Annotated in this window: 16 protein-coding genes; 7 read left to right on the top strand and 9 right to left on the bottom strand. The window is 66.8% G+C overall.

Annotated elements, in window-relative coordinates; all coding sequences use genetic code 11:
- Nucleotides 1-150: 150 nt before the first annotated feature.
- The 5 genes from NQV17_RS20300 to NQV17_RS20280 form a co-directional block, all read right to left on the bottom strand.
- Nucleotides 151-927 carry a S9 family peptidase gene (locus NQV17_RS20300; protein WP_124519398.1) on the bottom strand — a complete coding sequence of 259 codons (777 nt, stop codon included), beginning with the start codon at nucleotides 925-927 and terminating at the stop codon, nucleotides 151-153.
- The gene (locus NQV17_RS20295; protein WP_257773756.1) at nucleotides 924-2,066 is read right to left on the bottom strand and encodes a DUF3182 family protein; all 1,143 of its coding nucleotides are present in this window, start codon (nucleotides 2,064-2,066) and stop codon (nucleotides 924-926) included. Before NQV17_RS20295 ends, NQV17_RS20300 begins: the two co-directional genes overlap by 4 nt.
- Nucleotides 2,067-2,347: 281 nt before the next feature.
- Complete coding sequence (locus NQV17_RS20290) at nucleotides 2,348-3,382, bottom strand: succinylglutamate desuccinylase/aspartoacylase family protein (RefSeq protein ID WP_257773613.1); 1,035 nt, start codon at nucleotides 3,380-3,382, stop codon at nucleotides 2,348-2,350.
- Nucleotides 3,383-3,625: 243 nt separating this feature from the next.
- The gene (locus tag NQV17_RS20285) at nucleotides 3,626-3,901 is read right to left on the bottom strand and encodes a hypothetical protein (protein WP_257773612.1); all 276 of its coding nucleotides are present in this window, start codon (nucleotides 3,899-3,901) and stop codon (nucleotides 3,626-3,628) included.
- A gap of 273 nt (nucleotides 3,902-4,174) precedes the next feature.
- Nucleotides 4,175-5,734, bottom strand: coding sequence for a sensor domain-containing diguanylate cyclase (locus NQV17_RS20280; protein WP_257773611.1), 1,560 nt, complete (start codon nucleotides 5,732-5,734; stop codon nucleotides 4,175-4,177).
- A gap of 62 nt (nucleotides 5,735-5,796) precedes the next feature.
- On the opposite strand from NQV17_RS20280, the gene NQV17_RS20275 reads away from it, so the two are divergent.
- From NQV17_RS20275 to NQV17_RS20260, 4 genes are all read left to right on the top strand, one after another.
- Nucleotides 5,797-6,144, top strand: a complete 348-nt coding sequence (locus NQV17_RS20275; protein ID WP_257773610.1) for a hypothetical protein — start codon at nucleotides 5,797-5,799, stop codon at nucleotides 6,142-6,144.
- A 91-nt stretch (nucleotides 6,145-6,235) separates the two neighbouring features.
- The gene (locus NQV17_RS20270) at nucleotides 6,236-9,112 is read left to right on the top strand and encodes a xanthine dehydrogenase family protein molybdopterin-binding subunit (protein ID WP_257773609.1); all 2,877 of its coding nucleotides are present in this window, start codon (nucleotides 6,236-6,238) and stop codon (nucleotides 9,110-9,112) included.
- On the top strand, nucleotides 9,109-9,825 hold the full coding sequence (locus NQV17_RS20265) for a (2Fe-2S)-binding protein (RefSeq protein ID WP_257773608.1): 717 nt from the start codon (nucleotides 9,109-9,111) through the stop codon (nucleotides 9,823-9,825). The genes NQV17_RS20270 and NQV17_RS20265 overlap by 4 nt, the downstream gene beginning before the upstream one ends.
- The gene (locus tag NQV17_RS20260) at nucleotides 9,822-11,081 is read left to right on the top strand and encodes a cytochrome c (RefSeq protein WP_257773607.1); all 1,260 of its coding nucleotides are present in this window, start codon (nucleotides 9,822-9,824) and stop codon (nucleotides 11,079-11,081) included. The genes NQV17_RS20265 and NQV17_RS20260 overlap by 4 nt, the downstream gene beginning before the upstream one ends.
- A gap of 95 nt (nucleotides 11,082-11,176) precedes the next feature.
- Here NQV17_RS20260 and NQV17_RS20255 read toward each other — a convergent pair whose 3' ends face one another.
- The 3 genes from NQV17_RS20255 to NQV17_RS20245 form a co-directional block, all read right to left on the bottom strand.
- Nucleotides 11,177-11,350 (bottom strand): hypothetical protein, encoded by a 174-nt coding sequence (locus NQV17_RS20255; RefSeq protein WP_185640807.1) that lies wholly within the window; start codon nucleotides 11,348-11,350, stop codon nucleotides 11,177-11,179.
- A 306-nt stretch (nucleotides 11,351-11,656) separates the two neighbouring features.
- Nucleotides 11,657-12,148 carry a peptidoglycan-associated lipoprotein Pal gene (pal, locus tag NQV17_RS20250; protein WP_257773606.1) on the bottom strand — a complete coding sequence of 164 codons (492 nt, stop codon included), beginning with the start codon at nucleotides 12,146-12,148 and terminating at the stop codon, nucleotides 11,657-11,659.
- 317 nt (nucleotides 12,149-12,465) lie between these two features.
- Nucleotides 12,466-13,515: an AraC family transcriptional regulator gene (locus tag NQV17_RS20245; protein WP_257773605.1), complete on the bottom strand. Its 1,050-nt coding sequence runs from the start codon at nucleotides 13,513-13,515 to the stop codon at nucleotides 12,466-12,468.
- 200 nt (nucleotides 13,516-13,715) lie between these two features.
- On the opposite strand from NQV17_RS20245, the gene NQV17_RS20240 reads away from it, so the two are divergent.
- A complete protein-coding gene (locus tag NQV17_RS20240; RefSeq protein WP_257773604.1) occupies nucleotides 13,716-14,915 on the top strand; it encodes a cytochrome P450 in 1,200 nt (399 codons plus the stop codon).
- Between the two features lie 2 nt (nucleotides 14,916-14,917).
- Entirely contained in the window at nucleotides 14,918-15,961 is a 1,044-nt protein-coding gene (locus tag NQV17_RS20235) for an NAD(P)-dependent alcohol dehydrogenase (protein ID WP_257773603.1), read from the top strand.
- Nucleotides 15,962-16,191: 230 nt separating this feature from the next.
- Here the strand turns inward: NQV17_RS20235 and NQV17_RS20230 are convergent, their stop codons facing one another.
- Nucleotides 16,192-17,451 (bottom strand): porin, encoded by a 1,260-nt coding sequence (locus tag NQV17_RS20230; RefSeq protein WP_257773602.1) that lies wholly within the window; start codon nucleotides 17,449-17,451, stop codon nucleotides 16,192-16,194.
- Nucleotides 17,452-18,019: 568 nt separating this feature from the next.
- Between NQV17_RS20230 and NQV17_RS20225 the strand changes: the two genes are divergently transcribed.
- Nucleotides 18,020-21,827 (top strand): DUF4781 domain-containing protein (locus NQV17_RS20225; RefSeq protein WP_257773601.1); only part of this gene is annotated, 3,808 nt, incomplete at its 3' end.

Here is a 21,827-nt window from a genome sequence, read left to right as displayed (position 1 = left end):
CACGCCGGCACGGTGACCATGCGTCGAATCCACGTACAGCACGAAGTTTGATAACTTTGAGGCAAGCCCGATTTCTGTCCCGTTCTTCGTTGGAAAATCCCGGCTCTTCAGGGCGGGCCGGATCGGTCCGATCGGTGCACTGACGGGCTGCTACGTCTCTGCCTGAGCGGGCGCAGCTCCGCGGTCGCCTGCGCGCAGGCCCGCAACCATCTCGTTCAGCCAGTTCACGACAAGCGCGGTATAGGCACGTTGGCTGGGATCATCCGATAGTCCATGGTCCGCACCGTCGATGATCCGGTACGTGAGCGAATGGGCTTGCAAAAACGCCTGCAGATAGCTGGCGATCACGGTATGCGGCACGATCTCGTCGTGTTCCGATTCGACGAGCAGCACATCGCCTCGAAAGCGGGCCGCCGCACGCAACGCCCGATTTTCCGACGCTGGCACGGTGCGTTTGCGATACGCGACGAGATCATGTTCGACATGCAAGGCGCGCTTCGGCGTGTTCCATCCTTCGTCGAGGTAAAGCGCTGGTACGCGCAGACCCAGCCAGCGCACTGGGCGCAGTTCCGTCAGGATGGCTGCGAGATAGCCTCCGTAGCTGCTGCCGATCACTGCAACCGCATCGCGATCGATCAATGGATGTGCAACGAGCGTATCGTAGGCGGCCAGCAGATCCTGCAGGTTGGTTTCCCGGGTCACGTTTTGTTGTTCGTCCTGCGTACGCCCATGTCCCGTCAGATCGAAGGTCAGGCAAACGCAGCCGAATGCCGATGCCTGCCGGGCGCGCTCGAGATACTGTTCCTGATTGCCGCCCCAGCCGTGCACGAAAAGAATGCCCGGCACCGTTGTCTTCGGAGCGAGCAGGGTCCCGTCCAGGTAACCGTTCTCGACCTTGATCCGCACGCCATAACGCTCCGCTGTCATATGCCGTTGCTCCCTTGGGAGGTATTACGATCCACCGTGTAGTACTTCGTGATGGCTCCCGCTTGCGGATCGACGCCTCGATAGATGACGCAGGCGCCATCAGGCACCTGCACATCGCCTCCGTAAATCTCACGCGTCGACGCACGCACCGCATGCACCCGAGGATCTGCCCTGAACATTCGCAACGCGCCAAGCTCGGCGCCCGTTGCGCCGCCGATCCGCCACGACTGCTCGAGTACCCCGCAACGGCGCACGCCTTGTGCATCGATGCCCCAGGCGACGTCGTAGTTGCGTCTCGATGCAAAAAAACCGGCGTAGTCGTTTTGCACGGCAGCATCGAATGCGCGCGCCTTGGTAATCGCCTCCTGGACATCGCTTGTGACATCGAGCTGCATAAGCAGGTCGAAGCCACCATGCACGACGACCAGGTCTGTGCCGCCATAGACGTGGTGGCCATGGTTATTGACTGTTAGATGCTGCACGCCATAGTAGCTCGCGACCAGATCGTCGAGCGTCACCTGACCGACGCTCAGCGTCTCAATGCTATCCAACTGCCTTTCGACGACGATGCCTTCGGCTCGCAGCGCCGCGTCACCAAGCGCGTCGAGTTCTGCTTCCAGTTCGTCCATGTCGGCGACGAGTGACTGTCCTGCTCCGCCGACCCCATAAGGGCGCTTGATCCGTACGCGGCCCTCCTGCCAAAGCATGCGCGCCGCGTTGCAGGCATCGACCCGCGAAAATGCCGCGTAGCCCGGCAGGACCAGCGAACCAATGTGCTCGCCGAATACGCGTGACCAGCCCGGCGGCGAGGCCTGCGCGTCATCAGGCAGCGCATGTGCGATCAGCTTCGTCGCGACAAACGCAAACGGCACGACGCCGCCGAACAGATAGCGCTCGGATCGCACGCCAAGCTTGCGCGCTTGCGCCAACGTCAGCGTATCGTCGGGGACCAGATATCGATGCGCGGGGTACGCATGCTTTTCATCGAACTCGCCCGCCAGTGCCGTGCCCTTGAGCTCAGCGATCTGTCGGGCGAGCGCCCAGAGCGTGCCGACGTCGTGGCCGGATTGAACGGATTTGCGTTGCCCACGATAGACGAGGACGACGGGCAGCGCCGGTGTCGCAGGAGATGAACGCATCTTCAAGTTGTCCTCCCCGCGTCGTGGCGCAATGATTGGGGATTCGTTGCTATGCGAGGGCATCATCGGTCGATGCCGATCCTTGCACAGAGCAAGGCTTGTGCCTTTGTCTATCCGACAATCGTTTGTCTGCGCGGGGCAGCGAGTCGAGCGTGCTGCGGCTCTGTCGCGCTACTGGAAAATTCGTCGGATCGTTGGAGGAAGACGCATGTTGTTGATCTTCCAAATGTCTACGTGTAGCGCCGAGCGATCGCCGTCCGGTCTGGCCAACTCCACGCACATCACCCGATGACCCGCGCCGGCGTCGACGCCTCCGCCAGCTGAAACAGGCAATCGCCGCGCTGCACCTGCGCGGGCACGCGCTTGCACACCACCTCACCGTCGCCCTTGAAGCGATGCAGCACCGGTTCGCGCAGCGGCGTATCGGGAAAGTGCACCCACGCGGCCGGCTGGCCGGCCTTCACCTGGTCGCCGAGTTCGGCGAGCGGTTCATACAGCCCGCGTTCGTACGCGTAGACGAAGTGGCGATCGCCGTCGACGCGCAGGAAGCGCGTGACGGTCGGCGGCGCATCGGGCACGAGTTCGCCGTGCAGCAGGCCGATGTAGCCGAGATAGTGCAGCAGCCCGTGGCGGCCGAGCCGGATCAGCGACGGATCGGCCATTCCCGCACCGCCGAGTTCGGTCACGATCGAAATCGCGCCCTGCCGGCGCGCGGCCGAGGCCGAATGCACCGGGTTCGGCGCGTGTAGCAGCGCGTTCGGCAATCCGAACGCGACGAGCAGCCCGTTGAGCTTCGCCGCTTCGTCGTCGTCGAGCGGGTCGATCGCGAGCATGTTGCCGCCCTGGTACAGCAGCGAGCTGCCGCCCGAATGCAGGTCGACCAGATACTGCGCGCGCGACAGCAGCGCATGCTCGATGTAGTGGGCGATCATCTGCGTCGGCGTGCCGGTCGGGTTGCCGGGAAAGCTGCGGTTCAGGTTGCCTTCGTCGAGCGGCGACACGCGCAGGCCCGCGTCGGCCGCGGGGAAATTGGCCATCGGCAGCAGGATCAGCTGCCCGGTGACGCTCTCCGGGTCGATCTCGCGCATCAGCTGCGACACGATGATCTGGCCTTCGTATTCGTCACCGTGGTTGCCGGCCATCACGAGCGCGACCGGGCCGTCGCCGTTGCGGATCGACGCGATCGGGATCGGCAGCCAGCCGTACGCGGAGCGATGCACGGAATGCGGAAGGCGCAGATAGCCCGCATGCTTGCCTTGCGCATCGAGATCGATTTCGCAGTGGATGGGATTTCGGTGTGAGGAGGAGGCGGTCATGGCGACATCGTTCGGAGAACGGGAATCCGCCATCTTATCGGGAAACGACCGCCGCGCGGCGCGCGGTGCGGCCGAGGTCGGGCGCCGTCAGGCGGCCCGTGCGCGAACGCGCGGCAAGCGCAACCGGAGCAGCCGCGCGCGATGTTGCAGCGCTGAAACGCATGCCGGCGTGCGGGGCGGCCGCCTGCGCACGCCGCGTGGCGCGTCAGCCCCTTGCCGCGACGGGGCCGGCGCGCGAGCGCGTCAGCGGCCCGATGTTTCAGCCTCGATACGGCCTTCTTCCCACAGCGTCCAGAAACGGCTGCCGGCGCGATACGGATTCGCGCGCCGCGCCGCATGGTCGGTGACGCCCTGGCGAAACGCGCCGTACAGCGTCAGCGGCGGATTGTCGACGCACGCGGCTTCACGCGCTGCGGGCATGCGGCGCTCGGAAACGAGCCGCCGGATCAGCGAGGCACCGTCGATCACGTCCGGTTGATCGATCGTTTCCGCGCGGCTGAGGACTTCGACGGTATTCATGAGTGGCCTCCCTGACATCCTGTTTCCTGGTCAAGGAGCAATAAGAGTGCCAGCCATCAAATGCCGCGCGCCGTCGCGATCGTGCGGGCTTCTGCAGCGAACGCTACCCGCGGCGCGCGCCGATGTTACGGAACACGTCACGTGACATGGGCGGCCGCGGCGGAACATCTGCGCGCACGCGTCGAACCATGCAAGGCGTTTCCGGAATGAATCGCGGGAAGCGAACGGGCAAGCCGGACAGCGCGGTGGCCGCCGACGGGAACGAGCGCGCGCTCAGCTCGCGGTCGCGGGCGTCACGCGGCTGCTTCCGGCCGAATAGAAGCGGTAGATCCCCTTGCCGGCCGACTTCGCGTCGTACAGCGCGCTGTCGGCCTGCCGGATCAGTTCGTCGGGCGAGCCGTGCCCGTCGTCGAGCGCGATGCCGATGCTGATCCCGAAGACGACGGTCTCGCCGATCGACAGCGTGTACGGCGCCGAGATCTGCCGGATGATCCGCGCGGCGAGGGCCGAGCACGCCTGCATGGTGGTTGCGTCGAGTGCGACGATGAACTCGTCGCCGCCGACCCGCGCCGCCAGTTCGCCGGGCGGCAGCGTCTTGCCGAGCCGCTCGGCGACCTGCATGAGCACTTCGTCGCCGGCCTGGTGGCCGAAGCGATCGTTGATCGCCTTGAAGCCGTCGAGGTCGAGATACATGACGGCGAGCGCGGGGCTCGGCACGTGCGGCAGGTGCGGCCGGTGCGCGAGCATCCGTTTGAGTTGCGCATGCAACTCGTGGCGGTTCGGCAATCCCGTCAGCGCGTCGTGTCGCGCGAGGTGCCGGATATGCTGCTCAGTCTGGCGGCGCGCGGTGACGTCCTCAACGATGATCACCGCGTTGCCGTCCGGCACGCGGTGGCGCGTGAGTTCGAGCTGGCGGCCGTCGGCGAGCGCGATGTCGAGCGGCTCCGGTTCGTCATGGTTCAGCCAGAGGTCGCATTGCACGGCGAGACTGGCGCCGTCGGGATCGGTGCGCGCGTTCGCGCCGAGCGCCGCGACGACGTCTGGCAGCGGCGTGTCCAGCATGATCTCGCGCGGCGAGCCGAACAGTTGCGCGGTGCGGCGGTTCGCGACGATCACGCGGCTTTCGCCGTCGATCATGCACAGGCCGTGCGGCATGTAGGTGAGGGCGGCGTCGAAGCGCGCGACGAGCTCGGCGTTGCGCTGGCGTGCGGCGATCAGCGCGACCAGCACGCGGTAATGGCGCTCGACGACCGTGCGCATGGCCGCGAGATAGATCACGAGCGGCGGCAGCAGCAGCCATGCGCCGGGCCGCTGGACCAGCAGCGCGCCGACGCCGATCGGCACGACGCCGAGCGTGACCTGCGTCATCGCGAGCCGCGGCAGCGCCGAATTGCGCGACGCGATCCCGCCGAACACGCCGCCCGCGACCATCACCGCCAGCGTGCCGAGCTCGACGTCGGGCGCATCCACGCAGCCCATCACGCCGAGGCCGAGCACGAAGCACGCGGCGAGCGACACGGGCGCATAGCGCCGTGCCCAGTATTCGGCGCGATCGTCGCCGGCGGCACGACGTACCGCATATGCACGTGCGATCGCGAGCCGCGCGGCGAGCAGGCCGACGTCGACGACGAGCCACACGAAACACCAGAGTTGTTGCAGCCGGAACAGCGCGATCGCCGCGACGAACGCGCTGGCGAGGCCGGACAGCGCCATCGGACGCACGTCCTCGAACAGCGTGACGAGCATCGACGGGCGCAGCGCGGCCGTCACGTAGTGATCGCCGCAGGGGGGCGTGGCGAGAAGGGCGTTCAGGAGGCGTGCCTTGACTGCCATGGCTATTTTGACCTCGACACGATGCGGTGCATCGCCGGCCGCCCCGCCCGGCACGGGGCGGGATGACCGGCGAACCGGATGCGCACGACATTACCATGAAACATCGGCCGCGCGTGCCGTGCGGGGACGTCGGCGCATCGTCGTCAATCTCGTCCGCGCGCGTCTTGCGGATTCGCCGATGCACACGCAGGATCGTTGCCGACGGAACGATCTCGGGCAGCCGCGCGCGGACCGGTTTCAGCGCGCGCCGCACGGGGCCGCCGATGGCGCACGATCGGCCGGCAGCCATCGATGCGGCCGGCGCGACACTGCGCAGTCGCACGCGTGTGCCGCCCGCGACCGCGCGCCGCAGCTCGTCCGAATCCCGTTATAAGAAATCCAATAAGCAATTCATGCGAGAAATACTATAGGCGATATATCAAAAACAATGCCAGAATGCGCGCCGCTCCGAACGCCGCGACACCCGATCGCCGTCCGAGCCGCATCAGGAGGTTCCCCCCAATGAAAAACCACGGCCTGTCACGGCGGGGTTTTCTGAAAGCCAGCGTGCTGGCGGGCGTCGCGGTCTACGTCGCGCCCATCGGCAGCCGCGCGTTCGCGGCGCTCTTCGAAGAAAAACTCCTCACCCCCGTCAAATGGGATAGCGTCACCGGCATCCCCCAATTCCGCATCGACGGCATCGCGAAGGTCACGGGCTCGAAAGTATTCGCCCGCGACGTGCGCGCGGCCGACATGCCGCACTGGCCGCAGCAGCAGTCGCACGCGCTGATCCTGCGCGTCACGCAGGCCGACCGCACCTACGAGGGCTTCGACCTGTCGCTGCTCGGCGACGAGCTGAAGCCGGACCGCGTGGTCACGGCCGACGATCTCGCGCGCGACGGCGTCGCGTTCCCGGCGTTCTACGGCGACGACATGCTGCTGCCCGCCGGCAAGACGCCCGCGTATCTCGGCCATGCGGTCGCGATCCTCATCTACCACGACTTCGCGCGCTTCCGCTTCGCGAAGAACGCGCTCAAGTTCCGCGACGACGTGATCCGCTACGGCGCGGTCACGGGCCCGCTCGAGCGCGATCCGTGGGGTACCTTCCGCTACGTGCGGGTGGGCGGCAAGACGGCCTACGACGAGGATGTCTATTCGAGCCTGAAGGACGCGCCGATCTTCCCGAGCATGATGCGCAAGCACCTGCCGGTCTGGCCGGACGGCAAGGAGCACGGCAAGCTCGACGAGCAGGGGATGTTTCTCGCCGGCCAGATCGCTAGCGAGCTCGACCATCCGTCGGCCGACTGGCTCGTGTTCGACCGCGAGTACAACACGCAGTCGGTCGACACCGCCGCGCTCGAACCCGACAACGCGAACTGCTGGTACGACGCCGCGACGCAGTCGCTGCACCTCGTCGTGCCGACCCAGTCGCCGCTCGAAGTGTCGGAAAACGCGGCCGCGATGGTCGCGAAATGCCGCTTCCCGGTGAAGAAGCTGTTCGTGCATCCGTGCTACACGGTCGGCTACGGTTCGAAGGATCACTTCAACGTGCCGTTCTATGGGCTCGTCTGCGCGCTGTACGCGGACGGCCGCCCCGTGCGGTTCGCGAACGACCGCTACGAGCAGTTCCAGACGTCGCTGAAGCGTCATGCGTTCAGGATGCGTTACCGGATCGCGGTCGACCGCAACACGGGCCTGCTGCAATCGTTCAAGGGCGACTTCGAGGCGAACGGCGGCGGGCGCTCGAATTTCTCGCCGTCGGTGGCGATGGTCGGCGCGACGGCCGCGCAATCGATCTACTACTTCCCGAAGAGCGACCTCGCGGCGGTCGCGATCGCGTCGCGCGCGATCGATGCCGGCTCCGCCCGCGGCTACGGCACGCTGCAGAGCATGGCCGCGACCGAGATGGCCGTCGACGAGATCGCCGCGCAACTGAACCTCGATCCGATCGAGTTCCGCCTGCGCAACGCGCTGCGTTCGGGGATGAAGAACACCCAGGGCGCGATTCCCGCCGGCGCGCTGCGCGTCGACGAAGTGCTGGAACGCGCGAGGCAGCATCCGCTGTGGACGCGTCGCGCGGCGCGCAAGGCCGAATTCGAGGCCGCGAACCCGGGCAAGCGCTACGGTGTCGGCTTCGCGTGCGTGCAGAAGGACTTCGGCACGGGCGCCGAGGCATCGTTCGCGAAGGTCGAATTCGACGAGCACGGCAAGGTGTCGCTGCAACACACGGCGGCCGAGATCGGCACCGGAATGTCGACGTCGCAGGCCGTCGCGGTCGCGAAGTGGCTCGGCCGCCCGGCGACCGAGGTGCGCGTCGCGGTGACCGAATGGCCCGACCTGCCGGTCGAGACGAGCGGCGATCCGTACCTGATGTCGCAGGCCGACCAGGATCGGCTGAGCGCGAATCCGCGCTGGTCGCCGGGCTATGCGTCGCCGTCGAGCGCGACCAACTCCGCGTACTACTTCACGCACAGCACGCGCGAGGCCGCGCGCGCGGTGTTCCGCTACGGACTGTGGCCGGCCGCGATGTCGATCTGGACGCGCGGCCTCGGCGGCGGCCAGGCCGCGCCGTACACGATCCGCATCGAGGACGCGCGCTGGGTCGACGGCAAGCTGAGCGCCGACGGCCTCGAGCCGCTGACGTTCGAGCAGCTCGCGAAGCAGGCGCATGCGCTCGGCCTGCCGACCGGCGCCGTCGTGCACGTGTTCAACCGCTGGCAATGGACCGACGCCGAGTTCGACGTGGGCGGCGCGGTCGAGCGCCTGCCGATCGACGGGCTGTCGCTGCGTGTCGGCGCGCCGAAGACGGGCGCCGACGGCCCGCTGCCGGGCACCGTCGCGCCGGCCGGCGCGACCGCGCTGCGCGGCACGCTGGCGCCGACCGCGAACGGCTATCGCGTGCTGGACCGCAAGCGCGTGTTCATCCCGCCGACGAGCCGCAACAACGCGGCCGTCACGTACTACACGGCGGTCGGCACGCTCGTCGAGCTGGCCGTGCACGAAGCGACCGGCAAGGTCGAGCTGCTCACGCATCACTCGATCATGGAGTGCGGCAACCAGATCTCGCCGCAGCTCGTGTCGGGCCAGCTGCAGGGCGGCCTTGCGATGGGCATCGGCCATGCGCTGCACGAGTACCTGCCGCTCTACGAAGACGGCCCGGGCAACGGCACGTGGAACTTCAACCGCTACCAGCTGCCACGCGCGACCGATGTCGCCGTGTGGTCGCAGACGGGCGACATCCTGCCGCCGCTGTCCGAGACCGATCCGCCGAAGGGCGTCGCCGAAGTGGTGATGATCCCCGTCGTCGGCGCGATCGTGAACGGCATCGCGCACGCGATCGGCCATCGTTTCACCGACTTGCCGGTGACCCCGCAAAAGATTCAGGAGGTGCTCGCATGACGACCGCCCAAACCGCCGCGTCGGCCGCGAGCGCCAGCGCGGCCGCGACCGCCGCGTCTGCGCCGAACGCGGCTTCGGCCGCGCCGGCATCCGCATCCGCCGCGGTGCCGGCTGCATCGGCTGTATCCGCTGCCGCTCCGGCCGCCGTCGAGCGTCCGCTCGTGCGCTTTCAGCAGAAGCCGCTGTCATTGAAGATCAACGGCAAGTCCGTCGGCCCGATGCAGGTGCCCGAGGGGCTGATGATGATCGAGTTCCTGCACGAGTACGCGGGCCTCACCGGTTCGCGGCTCGGCTGCGGGCAGGGCATCTGCCACGCATGCGTCGTGATCGTCGACAAGCCGGACGGCACGAGCGAGGAAATGCGCACCTGCATCACCGGCGCGCACTTCTTCCACGGCCGTTCGATCCGCACGATCGAAGGCCACGCGAAGCGCAACGAAGCCGGCGAAGTGGTGGAACTGTCGCCGATCCAGCAGAAGTTCCTCGAGCACTTCAGCTTCCAGTGCGGCTACTGCACGCCGGGTTTCGTCAACGCGGCGACGGTGCTGATCGAGCGGCTGGCGCGCGAGCCGGTCGCGAAGGCCGACGTCGAGCGCACGATCACCGACGCGCTGAACGCGCACCTCTGCCGCTGCACGGGTTACGTCCGCTACTACCAGGCCGTGAAGGACGTGATCCTGACGACGCCGGGACTCGTGAAGGACGCCGCATGAAACGCACATTCGCCCACCGTGCCGCGCAGGCCGCGGGCCTGCCCGCGCTCGCGGCCGCCTGCGCGCTGCTGCTCGCCGCCTGCGGCGGCCACGACGCCCCGGCCTCGAACGCGGCTTCCGGCGCGCCCGGTGCCGACCCGGTCGCGCGCGGCCGCTATCTCGTCAAGGCCGCCGACTGCGCGGCGTGCCACACCGCGAAGGACGGCGCGCCGTTCGCCGGCGGGGCGCCGCTCGAATCGCCGTTCGGCACGTTCTACGGTTCGAACATCACGCCCGACAAGGATCACGGGATCGGCAGCTGGAGCGCGGACGACTTCTACGCCGCGCTGCACGACGGCAAGGCTCCGGCCAAGCGGCTGTATCCGTCGATGCCGTACACGTCGTACCGGCAGCTCACGCGCGCCGACAGCGACGCGATGTACGCGTACCTGAGGACCGTGAAGCCGGTCGCGCAGGAAAACCGCGCGCACGCACTCGAGTTCCCGTACAACCTGCGCTTCGGCATGGTGTTCTGGGACATGGTGTTCCTGCAGGACAGCCTGCCCGACGCGTCGCGCGGCCAGTCCGCCGACTGGCAGCGCGGCCGCTACCTGGCGGGCGCGCTCGGCCACTGCGCGGAATGCCACACGCCGCGTGCGTTCACGGGCCAGCTCGACGGCGCGAAGCCGTTCGCGGGCGCGGCGCTCGGCCGCGTGGCCGCACCGGACATCACGCCGGCCGGCCTCGCCGCGCGCGGCTGGACGGGCACCGACCTGCAGACGTTCTTCGGCGTCGGCATCGCGCCGCAAGGCTCGGCGTTCGGCGAAATGTATCCGGTCGTGCACCTGAGCACGCAGTACCTGGCGAAGGACGACCTGCGCGCGCTGTCCGTGTACCTGCTCGGCGATACGCCGCCGGCACCGCAGCCGGTGAAGCCGGTGTCGGCCGACGCCGCGCAGCTCGCGGCCGGCCGCTCGGTGTATCTCGCGGTGTGCGCGGGCTGCCACGGCTTCAACGGCGAAGGCAAGCCGCACGTGGCGGTGCCGATGAACGGCAATTCGACGCTGCGTCAGAGCGACGCGCGCAACCTGCTGGTCGCGATGCTCGACGGCGTCGACGAGCAGAAGTTTGCCGGCTACGAAAACCTGCAGCCGATGCCGGGTTTCGCGCACACGCTGAGCGACGACGAACTCGCGCAGCTCGCGAACTACCTGCGTGCGACATGGGGCGGACAGCCCGCGAGCGTCACGCCGGCCGACGTGAAGGCCATGCGTTGAGCCGTCGAGCGGCAGGGCGGGGCGTCGCGCGCAACGCAGCCGGTTCCCGGCCGTGTTCCCGCGCGATGCCTCGCCCGATTCCGGGAGGCGGTGTTTCAGTAGCCGCCGCCTCCTCCGCCGCCACCACTACCCCCTCCGTTGCCGCCCGCGCCGCCGTAGCGGCTCATGCCGGATCCTTGCGACATCCCGCCGCCCGACGACGTACATCCCGCCGACAGCACCAGCATCAGCGCCGCGACGAGCGCCGCGGCCAATCTTGCCGATTTCATTTCACTCTCCTTGGACCGCGCAGGCCGCGCGGCAGGGCGGTTCGCGTGAACCGGCGACCGCGCGATGACGAAACGTCTCCGCCAGGCGGTTTATTCCATGTTTTTTGGGTATCGGCGCGTCGCGGCATATAGCGACACGAATCGGCGCGCGGGGCGCACGCGCGTCGGGCGGCGCCGTGCTCGCGCAGCGGCGCACGCGCTCACACGAGCACGAGCACGCGCACGCAGCCGGGGCGCCCCGGCGATTCGCCGCATGACAGTAACGGGGGACGGGGGCCGGAATGTCGCCGTCGCGGCGGCATCCGGTCAACGATAGACGAGATCGGCGCGGCGGTTCTGCGCCCACGAATCTTCGTCGTGGCCGAGCGCGACCGGCTTTTCCTTGCCGAGGCTGACCGCTTCGAGTTGCGTGGCCTGCACGCCCAGCGTTTCGAGCGCGCTCATCACGGCTTGCGACCGGCGTTGGCCGAGCGCGAGGTTGTATTCGGACGTCCCGCGTTCGTCGGTGTTGCCCTGGATCAGCACGCGGCGCGACGGATGGCTGCGCAGGTAGTCGGCGTGCGACTGCAGCAGCGTCTGGTATTCCGGCTTCACGGAGTACTGGTCGAAATCGAAGTAGACGCTGCGCTTCGCGAGCGGGCTGTTCGGATTGTTCAGGTCGTCGGCCGCCACGGTGGCGACCGCTTCGCTCGATGGCGCCGGCGCCATCTCGGCATTCTCGGGTGTTTTCGCCGCGTGGTGGCAACCCGCCAGCAGCGCGAACGCCGTCATGACCGCAAATCGGTTCGTTTTGCTCATCGTGCGTCTCCTGCGGTTGACTTGCATGGAAAGCGTGGTGGGGCGATCTGCCGCGTTACGCATGCGGCGAGACGAGATGAAAGCGCCGGCTTCCGTGCGCGATGCGCTTTCGTAAGCCGGCGGCGTGCCAGATGAAAGATTGTCTCGGCCGGACGCCGACGCACCGCGCCGCTGCAACAAGATTAGGAAAAATGTCACAGCGTGACCAGTTTCTCGGTCTTTTTTGCGCGGAAACGACGCAGCACGCATTCTTGCTTGCGCGAACGCACGCAGCATGCGCCCTTCCGGTGCGGGCGTGTCGCGCGTCGCCGGCGCGCTCAGGACTTGTTGGCGCCCAGCCGATATTCCGATGGCGCAATGCCCATCCAGTCCCGGAATGCGCGTCGAAACGCCCGGTCACTCTTCATCCCGATCCGCGCTGCAATGTCGGCCAGGTGCATATCGGTGGAGGCGAGCAGGTGCTGCGCGGCCTCGAGCTGACAAAGCGCGCGCAAGTCTCCGTACGAGCAGTGTTCGGCTCGCAGGCGCCGACGCAGCGTCGCCGTGCTCATGTGGAATAGCTGAGCCACGGTTTCGCAGTTGGGTGCGTCCCCTCGGTGCTGCAGCGCGTCGAGTAACAGCAGGCGCACTTGATCCGATAATTTGAATTCGGGAATCGCTGCCAGACCGAAATCGAATGGAAAGTAGTCGATGATGGCTTCCAGCTCGGAATACGAACGGACCACCTTATGGTTCAGCAGACGAGCAGGGAAGCTGAACGAGTTGACCGGCTGATCGAAGCGCAGCGGTGCGTCGAACACGTCGATCAGTTGATGCAACGGATCCGGTGGCGGATACGCGAGCGCCACTTCCTTCAGATTCAGCGGGCGGCCGATCAGCCAGGAAAACAGCTGATGGTAGAAATAGAGGCCGGTAAGATCGACCAGTAGCGCGGCATGGTCGCGGCTGCCACGCCGGGTTTCCATCGTGAACTGCGCCGTCGCACCATACTCGACCGTCGCCAGCCGGCCGCCGCGTTCCTCCATGGCTTCGTTGAATCGCGCCGCTCGTTCTACCGCGTTCCCTAAAGTCGAGCAGTGAATCACGCAGTAGCACAGCATGTTGACCGCGAGGATGCCAAGCGGCCGATGCCCGTCGCGCTCGCAGCACCATGTTTCCAGCGTGCCGATGCCATGTCGATACAGCCGCGAAAACTCCGGTGTCGGCAATGCGGCCACCACGCCCTTCAGCACGGCATCCAGTGGCGTGTTGATTCCAGCGCTTCGCCACAGTTCGGGCAGCACGTCGTCGCCCATTTTCCTGAGCTCATCGAGCAAGGGCTGGGCATAACCGATCGGAATCGTGTTCGAAAATTCGCGCTTGTGCATGATGGCCTCATGTCTGAACGGCACATCGAGCTTGTGCTGGCCTGGCATACGCGTCAAGCATTGATCGTTTTTGTCCGGTCGATTGCCTGTTTCCAGCCTTGGTTGGTGGTTCGCACTGTCATTAAATGGCACCTCATATCTCGACCAGGCTCGGTGCCGATATCGCCATCGACGCCCCTGATCATCGTGAGGAGACTGACATGGTGTACTACGACCCCTACGACCGGGAACTGATGAAAAATCCTTGGGACGCGTATCGCCAATTGCGCGATGAGGCTCCCGCCTATTTCATGGAAAAGTACGATGCGTGGGTGCTGTCACGCTTCGACGATATTCAGAAAGCCTCGCTCGATCGGGAGAACTACACGGCGAAAGCCGGTATCGCCACGGGCAATCTGTTGCAGAAGCGCTTGATCCCGGACAGCAGTACGTTCATGTCGATGGACCCGCCCGAGCATACCGGCTTTCGTAAAGCGGTTGCCTCCGCGTTCCGTCCGACCGAGGTACAGGCGCGGCTGCCGGCGTTCATCGCCGAGCGCATCGAGACATACGGCGCACCGTTGCTGAGCCAACGGGAATTCGATGCGGTCAAGGCGTTTGCGTTACCGGTCGCGACGGACGTCGCGGCGCACCTGACCGGCATTCCGCTCGAGGACGGACCGATGCTGGTGAAGTGGGTCGAGGTGTTCGAGCCGTTCTTCCACGACATTCCCCCGCAGGGTACGTCGGATACGTCGGCGACCAGCGCCGACGCCGCCGGAGGCCAGTTGATCGACTACTTTCTGCGACTGGTGGACCGTCACCGCAAGCAAGGTCCGTCGCCCGAGAACGTGATCGGGATGCTGCTTCTGGCGGACATCGACGGGCACCGCCTGGACGACCTGACGGTCGCGCAAAACGCGCTGCCGCTTTTCATCGGCGGGATGGAGACGTTCCCCAAGCATTTCGGCAGTCTGTTGTACTGGCTGGCCGAGTTTCCCGAGCAGCGCGCCAAGGTCGCGAGCAATCGCGCGCTGTGCGGGAAAGCGGTCGAGGAGGCCATGCGCTTCGATGCGCCCGCCCCGATGCTTGGACGCCGGGCGGTGAATGCCGTGACGTGGCATGGCCACACGATTCAGCCTGGTCAGGCGGTGATGTTCCTTTATCAGGCCGCGAATCGCGACGACCGAATTTTCGAACGTCCGGATGAATTCGACGTCGAGCGCTCATCCATACCGCAGGTTGCGTTTGGATCGGGTATCCACGTATGTCTGGGCATGCATGCGGCTCGGATCGAAAGCCGAATGATGCTCGAATGGTTGCTGAGCCACGCCCACGACTACAAGGTGGACAAAACCCGAGCCGTACGTGGCCTGCTCGCGGGCATGCATGGGTTCCGCAGTCTCTTCATCGAGGTATGAGCATGAGTCGGGTAGCGCGTGCGTACCACATCGAGCACTACGGCACGATCGACGGCATCCGGATACGACAGCATGATCGACCGCGGCCCGGAGCCAACCAGGTTCTGGTTCGTGTGCGCGCCAATGCGTTGAACTATCGCGATCTTCTGGTCATGCGTGGCATTCCGGTTGGCGCAGATCTGCCGCCGGGGAGAGTGCCGTTGTCGGATGGCGCCGGCGAGGTCGTCGAGGTCGGGGAGAACGTGACGCGCGTTCGTGTAGGCGAGCGCGTTGCCGCGATCTTCCGTCAGGACTGGATCGACGGTGATTACCGGCACGAAGGCGCGCAGACGGACCTCGGCAGCGGCATCGACGGGATGCTTGCTGAATTTGTCGTCCTGGACGAGCAAGGCCTGGTACGCCTGCCGTCGCATCTGTCCTATGAGGAAGGCGCGACGCTTCCAACCGCCGGTGTGACGGCATGGATGGCTATCGTCGGCAAGGGACAGGTGACAGTAGGAGACACAGTGGTGCTGCAGGGAAGCGGCGGCGTTGCGGTGTTCGCGTTGCAGTTCGCAAAGCGCCTCGGCGCCCGAGTCATCATGACCACGTCAAGTGCTGAAAAAGGCGAGCGGCTGAGCGCATTGGGCGCGGACGAAATCGTCAACTACAAGGCATGCCCCGATTGGGCGGACGAGGTCCCGCGACTGACGGACGGTCGCGGCGCCGACGTCGTGGTCGACAGTGGCGGTGGAGGAACGCTCGCCAATTCGTGTGCGGCTGCGCGCATCGGTGGAAGGCTCGTCTTGATGGGATTGCTTGCTCAAGGCGAGGAGGCCGGTACCGTATCCGAGTTGTTCTATACGATGTTCGTGCGTGATCTGACCGTCGTCTCGGTACACGCAGGCAGCCGGACAAATTTCGAAGCGATGAACCGAGCCATCGAGCAGCATGGCCTTCGCCCGATCATCGATGAGCGCTTTCCGTTCGGGCGCGCGCCTGACGCATATCGGTATCTGCAGAGCCAGGCGCATCTCGGCAAGGTGGTGATCGGGCATGACGGATAGGCTGGTCGTTGGGAGACCCCCGCAACCGATCACACGCTCGGCAAATCGATCCATGTGCGCGGATCGCCGTGTTTGATTCCCCACGGCTTCGTGCCGCACACGCTTGATGGCGTGTGCGGCTTCCTTTATTGGATCGTCGTTGTGTAGCCGGAGAAGGCGGATGACTGCCTTCAGGTGATATGCGTGACCCGCACCTTCCGGTGCGGGCGTATCGCGCGTCGCCGGCACACTCAGAACTTGTGCCGCAGCCCGAGCGCGACCACGACCTGGTTGCTGTTGGCTGACGGCGTCATGGTCCAGACGGTCGCGTTGAACGCGGGGTTGCCGTTGCCGCCGCTCACGCTTTGATAGACGGCTTCGAGATACGCGTCCGTGCGCTTCGAGAACGCGTAGTCCGCCTGCGTGACCACCTGGTTCCATTTCGGGCGCGTCTGGCCCGTGCGCGTGTCGAAACGGCCCATCGTGTATGTGTACGCAGCGGCCACGCTGAACGCCGGCGTGACGAAGTAGCGGCCGTCGACCGTGAAGTTGTCGAACACGAGCGATTCACCCTTCAGCGTGGTGATGCCGCTGCCCTGGAGCACGCCGCTCACGCCGTCGGTGGCCGAGTGCGACCATGCGGCACCGACCGAATGCGGGCCGAACGCATAACGGCCGGCCAGCGCCCAGATCTGCTGGTTGCCGCCCGTGATCGTCGCCGAGCCGTCGAGCGTGCTCAGTGCGCCGTCCGGATTCGGCGCGTTGCGGTCGCGGCTGATCTTCAGGTAACCGGCGCCGAGCTTCAGCGGCCCGTTCGCATACCCGAGCCCCGCGCTCCACACGGCGTTGTTCGAGAACGCGCCGGCCGTGTTCGAGAATCCGAACATCGCGCCGAGCGTCAGCCCGCGATACGTCGGGCTCGTGTACTTCACCGCATGGTTGATGCGCAGGTTGCGGTTCGAGTCGTCGTTGTCGTACGGATGCACCGCGAGATTGCCGCCCCAGCCGGGGCCCGACGCGCCGAGCGGCGTCACGAAATCGAGGATCAGGTCGTACTGGCGGCCGAACGTGAGCGTGCCGGCCGTCCGCGAGCTCACGCCGAGCCACGCCTGACGGCCGAACAGGTCGACGCCTTTCTGCGACAGCTTGCCGGTCGTGCCCGAGAAGCCGTTCTCGAGCGTGAAGACCGCTGCCGTCCCGCCGCCGAGATCCTCGCGGCCGCGCAGCCCCCAGCGCGACGCGTTCAACGCGCCGCTCGTCATTGCGACGCTGCCGCTGCCCGGCGAACCGGCGCCTTGCGTACGCTGGTTGGTCGCATAGGTGATCGACGTATCGATCAGGCCGTACAGCGTCACGCTGCTCTGCGCTCGCGCGACGCAGGGAATCAAGCAGCCGGCCGCACAGGCGGCAATCACGGTCATCGGGAGCGCACCGGTACGACGGCCGCGGCGGGCGGCAAGCGGCGCGGCAACGCGCGCGGCGGCGGGCTGGTTGGTTTTATAGGAATGCATATGACTTTTTTCGTTGGTCTCCGGCCCGATCGCCGGTGGGTCGCGTCGGCGCGCGGGCCGACGGATCGAGTGGGCATTATTGGAGAACGTGCGATCGTCGATTAAGGCGTTGCACAGGAAAGGTCCTCTGCGGGATCGCGTGGAATCGCGGCGTTTGGATGCGGGGGGTTTCGGTCGAATCGGCGCGAAATGCGGCCGTCGCGTGTGCTGAACGATTCGGCAGGGCCGGAGCGGTTCAGCGCGAGCGTCGGCGTGGTCAGGAGCAGGCGGCGGCGAGCGTCGGCGCGGTGACGCATCGCGAAAGGCGTGTGTCGCCGGTTGGCGACAGCGTGTATTTCTGACCCGATGCGCGACATTCAGCAAAATTTTCCGCCCGAAGCGGCAAGGACCGAATCGCGGCATCGGGTTGATTGCGTTCGTAGCGCGGGTCTTCCCGCGCTGCCGCAACCGGCCCGGCGACTACGTAATGCGCGGCTTTTTCACGCGCGCCCGTTCGGCACAATGGACCATTGCGCGTGGCCCGCCTGCCGCTGTGCCGGCACGTCACGCATGCCGCGGGAGAACGGACATGGTGTTGATGGCTGTGGGCGGGGGCGGACCGGTGAACGTGCCGCAGCCGCAGGATGACGACGATCCGGCACCGAAGAACGGGGCCGGCAGCACCCCGCCGGCGCAGACGCCGGAACAGCAGGCCCTCGCGGCCGCGCAGGCCGAGACGCAGCGCCTGCTGCAGCTCGCGCAGGCCGAAATGGCGACGCTCAAGCGCCTGCACGACCAGGGCGCGTCGCAGGCCGATCTCGACAACCAGGTGAAGAAGGCCGAAGCGGCATGGGGCTCGGTGCAGGCGGCCGTCGAGAACCAGATGCGCGTCGCGGCCGACGGCGGCGGCGACACGAACAAGGCGATCGCGGGCGTGGCCTCGGATCTGCGCAATGCGACGCCGAACGATCCGGTGCTCGGCTCGGTGCTCGACGATGCGCAAAAGGCGGTGTCGGCCGAATCGGCGCCCGAGCGGGCGACCAACGTGAAGGCGTTCCAGTTCGCGCTGGCGATGCAGAAGGACCAGGCCGCGAACGCCGACGTGAAGCAGTACGACGCGCTGCCGGGCGGAATCCGGCGCGCCGATCCCGACGTCGGCGCGCAATTGCGCCAGGCGGCCGGCACGGCCGACACGAATGCCAACAACGCCTACACGGCCCTCACCACTGCGCTGCGCCACGAATACAGCACGTCGGCCGCGACGCTGCGCCTGAACGACGCGAAGGCCGACTACGCGGCGTGGCAGAAGGAGCCGGGCGGATTGCGCCGTGCCGACGAGGCCGACATCACGCAGGCGCTGGCGCAGGCGCAGAGCCAGTACGACAAGGTCGTGACGGGCGGCGACGACACCGCACTGACCTACGTCACGGCCGACGAGCAGAAGCAGGTCGTCGCGTCGGTGAAGCAGAATCACGACGGCATGTGGTACACCGGCCTCGTCGACGCGCTGGGCGAGGAAAGCCAGCTCAAGCGCACGATCGCGACGATCAATCCCGACGATCCGTCGCTGTCGCCGCAGATGAAGCAGCTCGCGCAATCCGATCCGGTCACGTTCGCGCTGTTGCAGGACACCGGTGTGACCGTCGATCCGAACGATCCGAAGCTGTCGCCGCAGGAGAAGGCGCTCGCGCAGCAGAATCCGCTCGCGGAAGCGTTCGTCAAGCTGACAGGCGTTCCGGTGAGCACCGACGGCAAGAGCGACGCGGACGCGAAGGCGCTGAACGCGAAGATCGACCAGGCGGGCGGCGTGTTCGCGTACGCGATGGCGCAAGCGCAGGCGGACAAGAACAATCCCGGTTACCAGAAGATCCAGACGCTGCTTGCGGCGGCGCCCGAGGTGCGGCTGCAGTACACGAAGCAGCAGGTCGCGCAGCTGATGCAGGGCCCGGGCAGCAATCCCGGCGCGGCGCTCCAGGTGCTGAAGACCAACATGGACGCGTCGTTCTCGCTCGACGAGCGCCAGACGCTGTGGACCCAGGCCGGCCAGCCGCATTTCGACGCGAAGTTCATCCATACGCAGATCGATCCGCTGATGCAGAAGCCCGATGCGGATGCAACGGACCAGGCGAGCATGCGTGCGCGCTACGACGACACGATGAACGCCGACAAGGCCGGCAAGTGGATGCAGGACATCCTGAACAATGCGCCGCCCGAGTTCGCGGGCGTCGTGCTCGACACCGTCGAGCACGATTTCGGCAACAAGTGGATGCAGACGAACACGGGCACGCCGCAGCCGTACGGGCAAGGCACCGAGTTCTACAAGGGGCTCAGCAAGGCGGTCGGGCTGGCGGACCAGCAGCCGACCGCGAGCGGCGTGCCCGTGCAGCGCGAGGACGACGTCGCGAATTGGCTGCTTAACGACAAGGGCAACGCGAAGACGCTGATCTACACGCTGCGCGGCAGCAACACCGGCTACGGTTTCGACACCGTGCGCGAGGCGCTGTCGTCGGGTGTCGATCCGGCGCTGTCGAAGGCGCTGCTGTCGAAGATGCAGAACGACGACCGGTTCCAGGCTGGCTTCGCGAACGACTTCAAGCTGCGTTACGACCAGGGCACCAAGAGTGCGCAGAACAAGCAGAACAAGGACGCCGCCAACGCCAGCTACAAGCTGTTCCAGGCCGATCCGGACAAGCAGCTGAAGGCGTATTTCGACGACTTCCAGAAGAACTTCGACGACAAGTCCTACACGTTCACCACCGGCTCCGACCAGATGACGAACTTCGTCGGCGCGGGGCTCGGAATTCAGCCGGACGACCCGGCCGCGATGCCGACCGACCGCAACGACGTGCCGTCGATGGCGATGCTCGAGCAGTTGATCGTCGGCAACGGGCAGTTGCAGAACGGTGTGGCGGTCAACAGTCGGTCGCTGTACGCGAGGAATTCGGCGGCGACGCAGATGATCCAGACCGTCGTCGACCAGATCCGCAAGGTCGGCGGCGACCATGCGGTCGTGTCGCTGGTGCCGATCTACTACGTGTCGAAGGGGACCGGTACCGCGCCGAGCGCATTGTTCAAGGTACAGGTCGCGAACCATCCGGACCAGTTCAAGCTGATCGACGATCGCGGCTGGAAGTACGACACCGTCGACGACTACCAGCACAACAACGCGCTGTCGGACGACGGCAAGCTGTACGTGCCGAAGAGCCTGACGAATGGCGCGGCGTCCGGCGGCTACTCTCAATACGAACCGATCGACGCACACAAGACGGAGTGGTACCAGCACGTCGAACACTATCTCGAGATCGGCACGGGCATTCTCGCCGCGGCGGGCGGTGTCGTGCTGGTCGCGAGCGGCATCGGTGCGCCGGTCGGCGGCCTGATGCTCGGCGCCGCGTGGACCGCGGTCGGCGCCGGGATGGCGGTCGGCGTGCCGGCGGCGATCAGCGACCTGAACAATTTGAGCGAGCACGGGCAGTCGATCGGCTTCGGCAATGCGCAGGCGCGCGGCGACTGGATCAGCCTGATCGGCAGCGGCGCGGGCATCGCGGGCGGCGGGCTCGGCGTCGCGGCGAAGTCGCTCGCGGAGGCGTCGTCGCTGCTGCGCACGACGGGCCAGGTCTCGGACATGGTCACGCTGGCATCGCGCGGCGAGGGCGTGACGGCCGACGTGGCCGGTCTCGGCCGTTTCGCGCAGGAAGCCGATGCGTTCCAGTCGGTCGCGCAGACGACGGGCCGCACGGCCGGCGTGCTCAACGTCACGGGCGGCGCGATCGGCGGCTATCAGATGGTCGACCAGGGCGTGTCGCTCGTGAAGAACTGGGATGCAATGTCCGATTCCGATCGCGCGCAGCAGTTGCTGAACCTCGGGATCGGCGTCGCGCAGATGGGCCTCGGCTCGCATACGCTGATGGAACGGCCGATTCGGGCGATCACGAAGACGCCGGCCCCGCCGGCGACGCAGCGGCCGATCGCGATCGACGTGGCGAACGCGATGTTCGCCAACGGGCTGGCGAACCAGCGCCTCGCGGTCGGCGAGATCGGCAACCCGTGGCAGCACGCCGAGGAACAGGCGGCCAGTTTCGGCGAGCCCGCCGGCGACGGCGAGCCGGTGTCGCCGGCGGAAGGCGGGCTGCGGTCGCGCTTCACCGCGTGGCTGCGCGCGCGCCGCACGCAGGGCACGCCGGACGACGGCGACGCGATCCTGCTGCGGCTCGCGCCCGATGCCGAAGGGATCGACGGCGAAGCGACGCCGGCCGTTGCCGCCGCGATTGAGGGCGATGATGCGGCGCCGGCCGGCGCCGGCACGCCGGTAACGGCGGGACGCCCCCCGTCGTGGCCCCTTCCCCCGCCTGTGGCGGCCGGTCCGGACGCCCCGGCCGGCGGGGGCGGGGGGGTTC

Origin of the sequence: Burkholderia sp. SCN-KJ (assembly GCF_024656005.1) — a bacterium.
Classification (GTDB): Bacteria; Pseudomonadota; Gammaproteobacteria; order Burkholderiales; family Burkholderiaceae; genus Burkholderia.
This window is presented reverse-complemented; position numbering and strand designations above follow the sequence as displayed.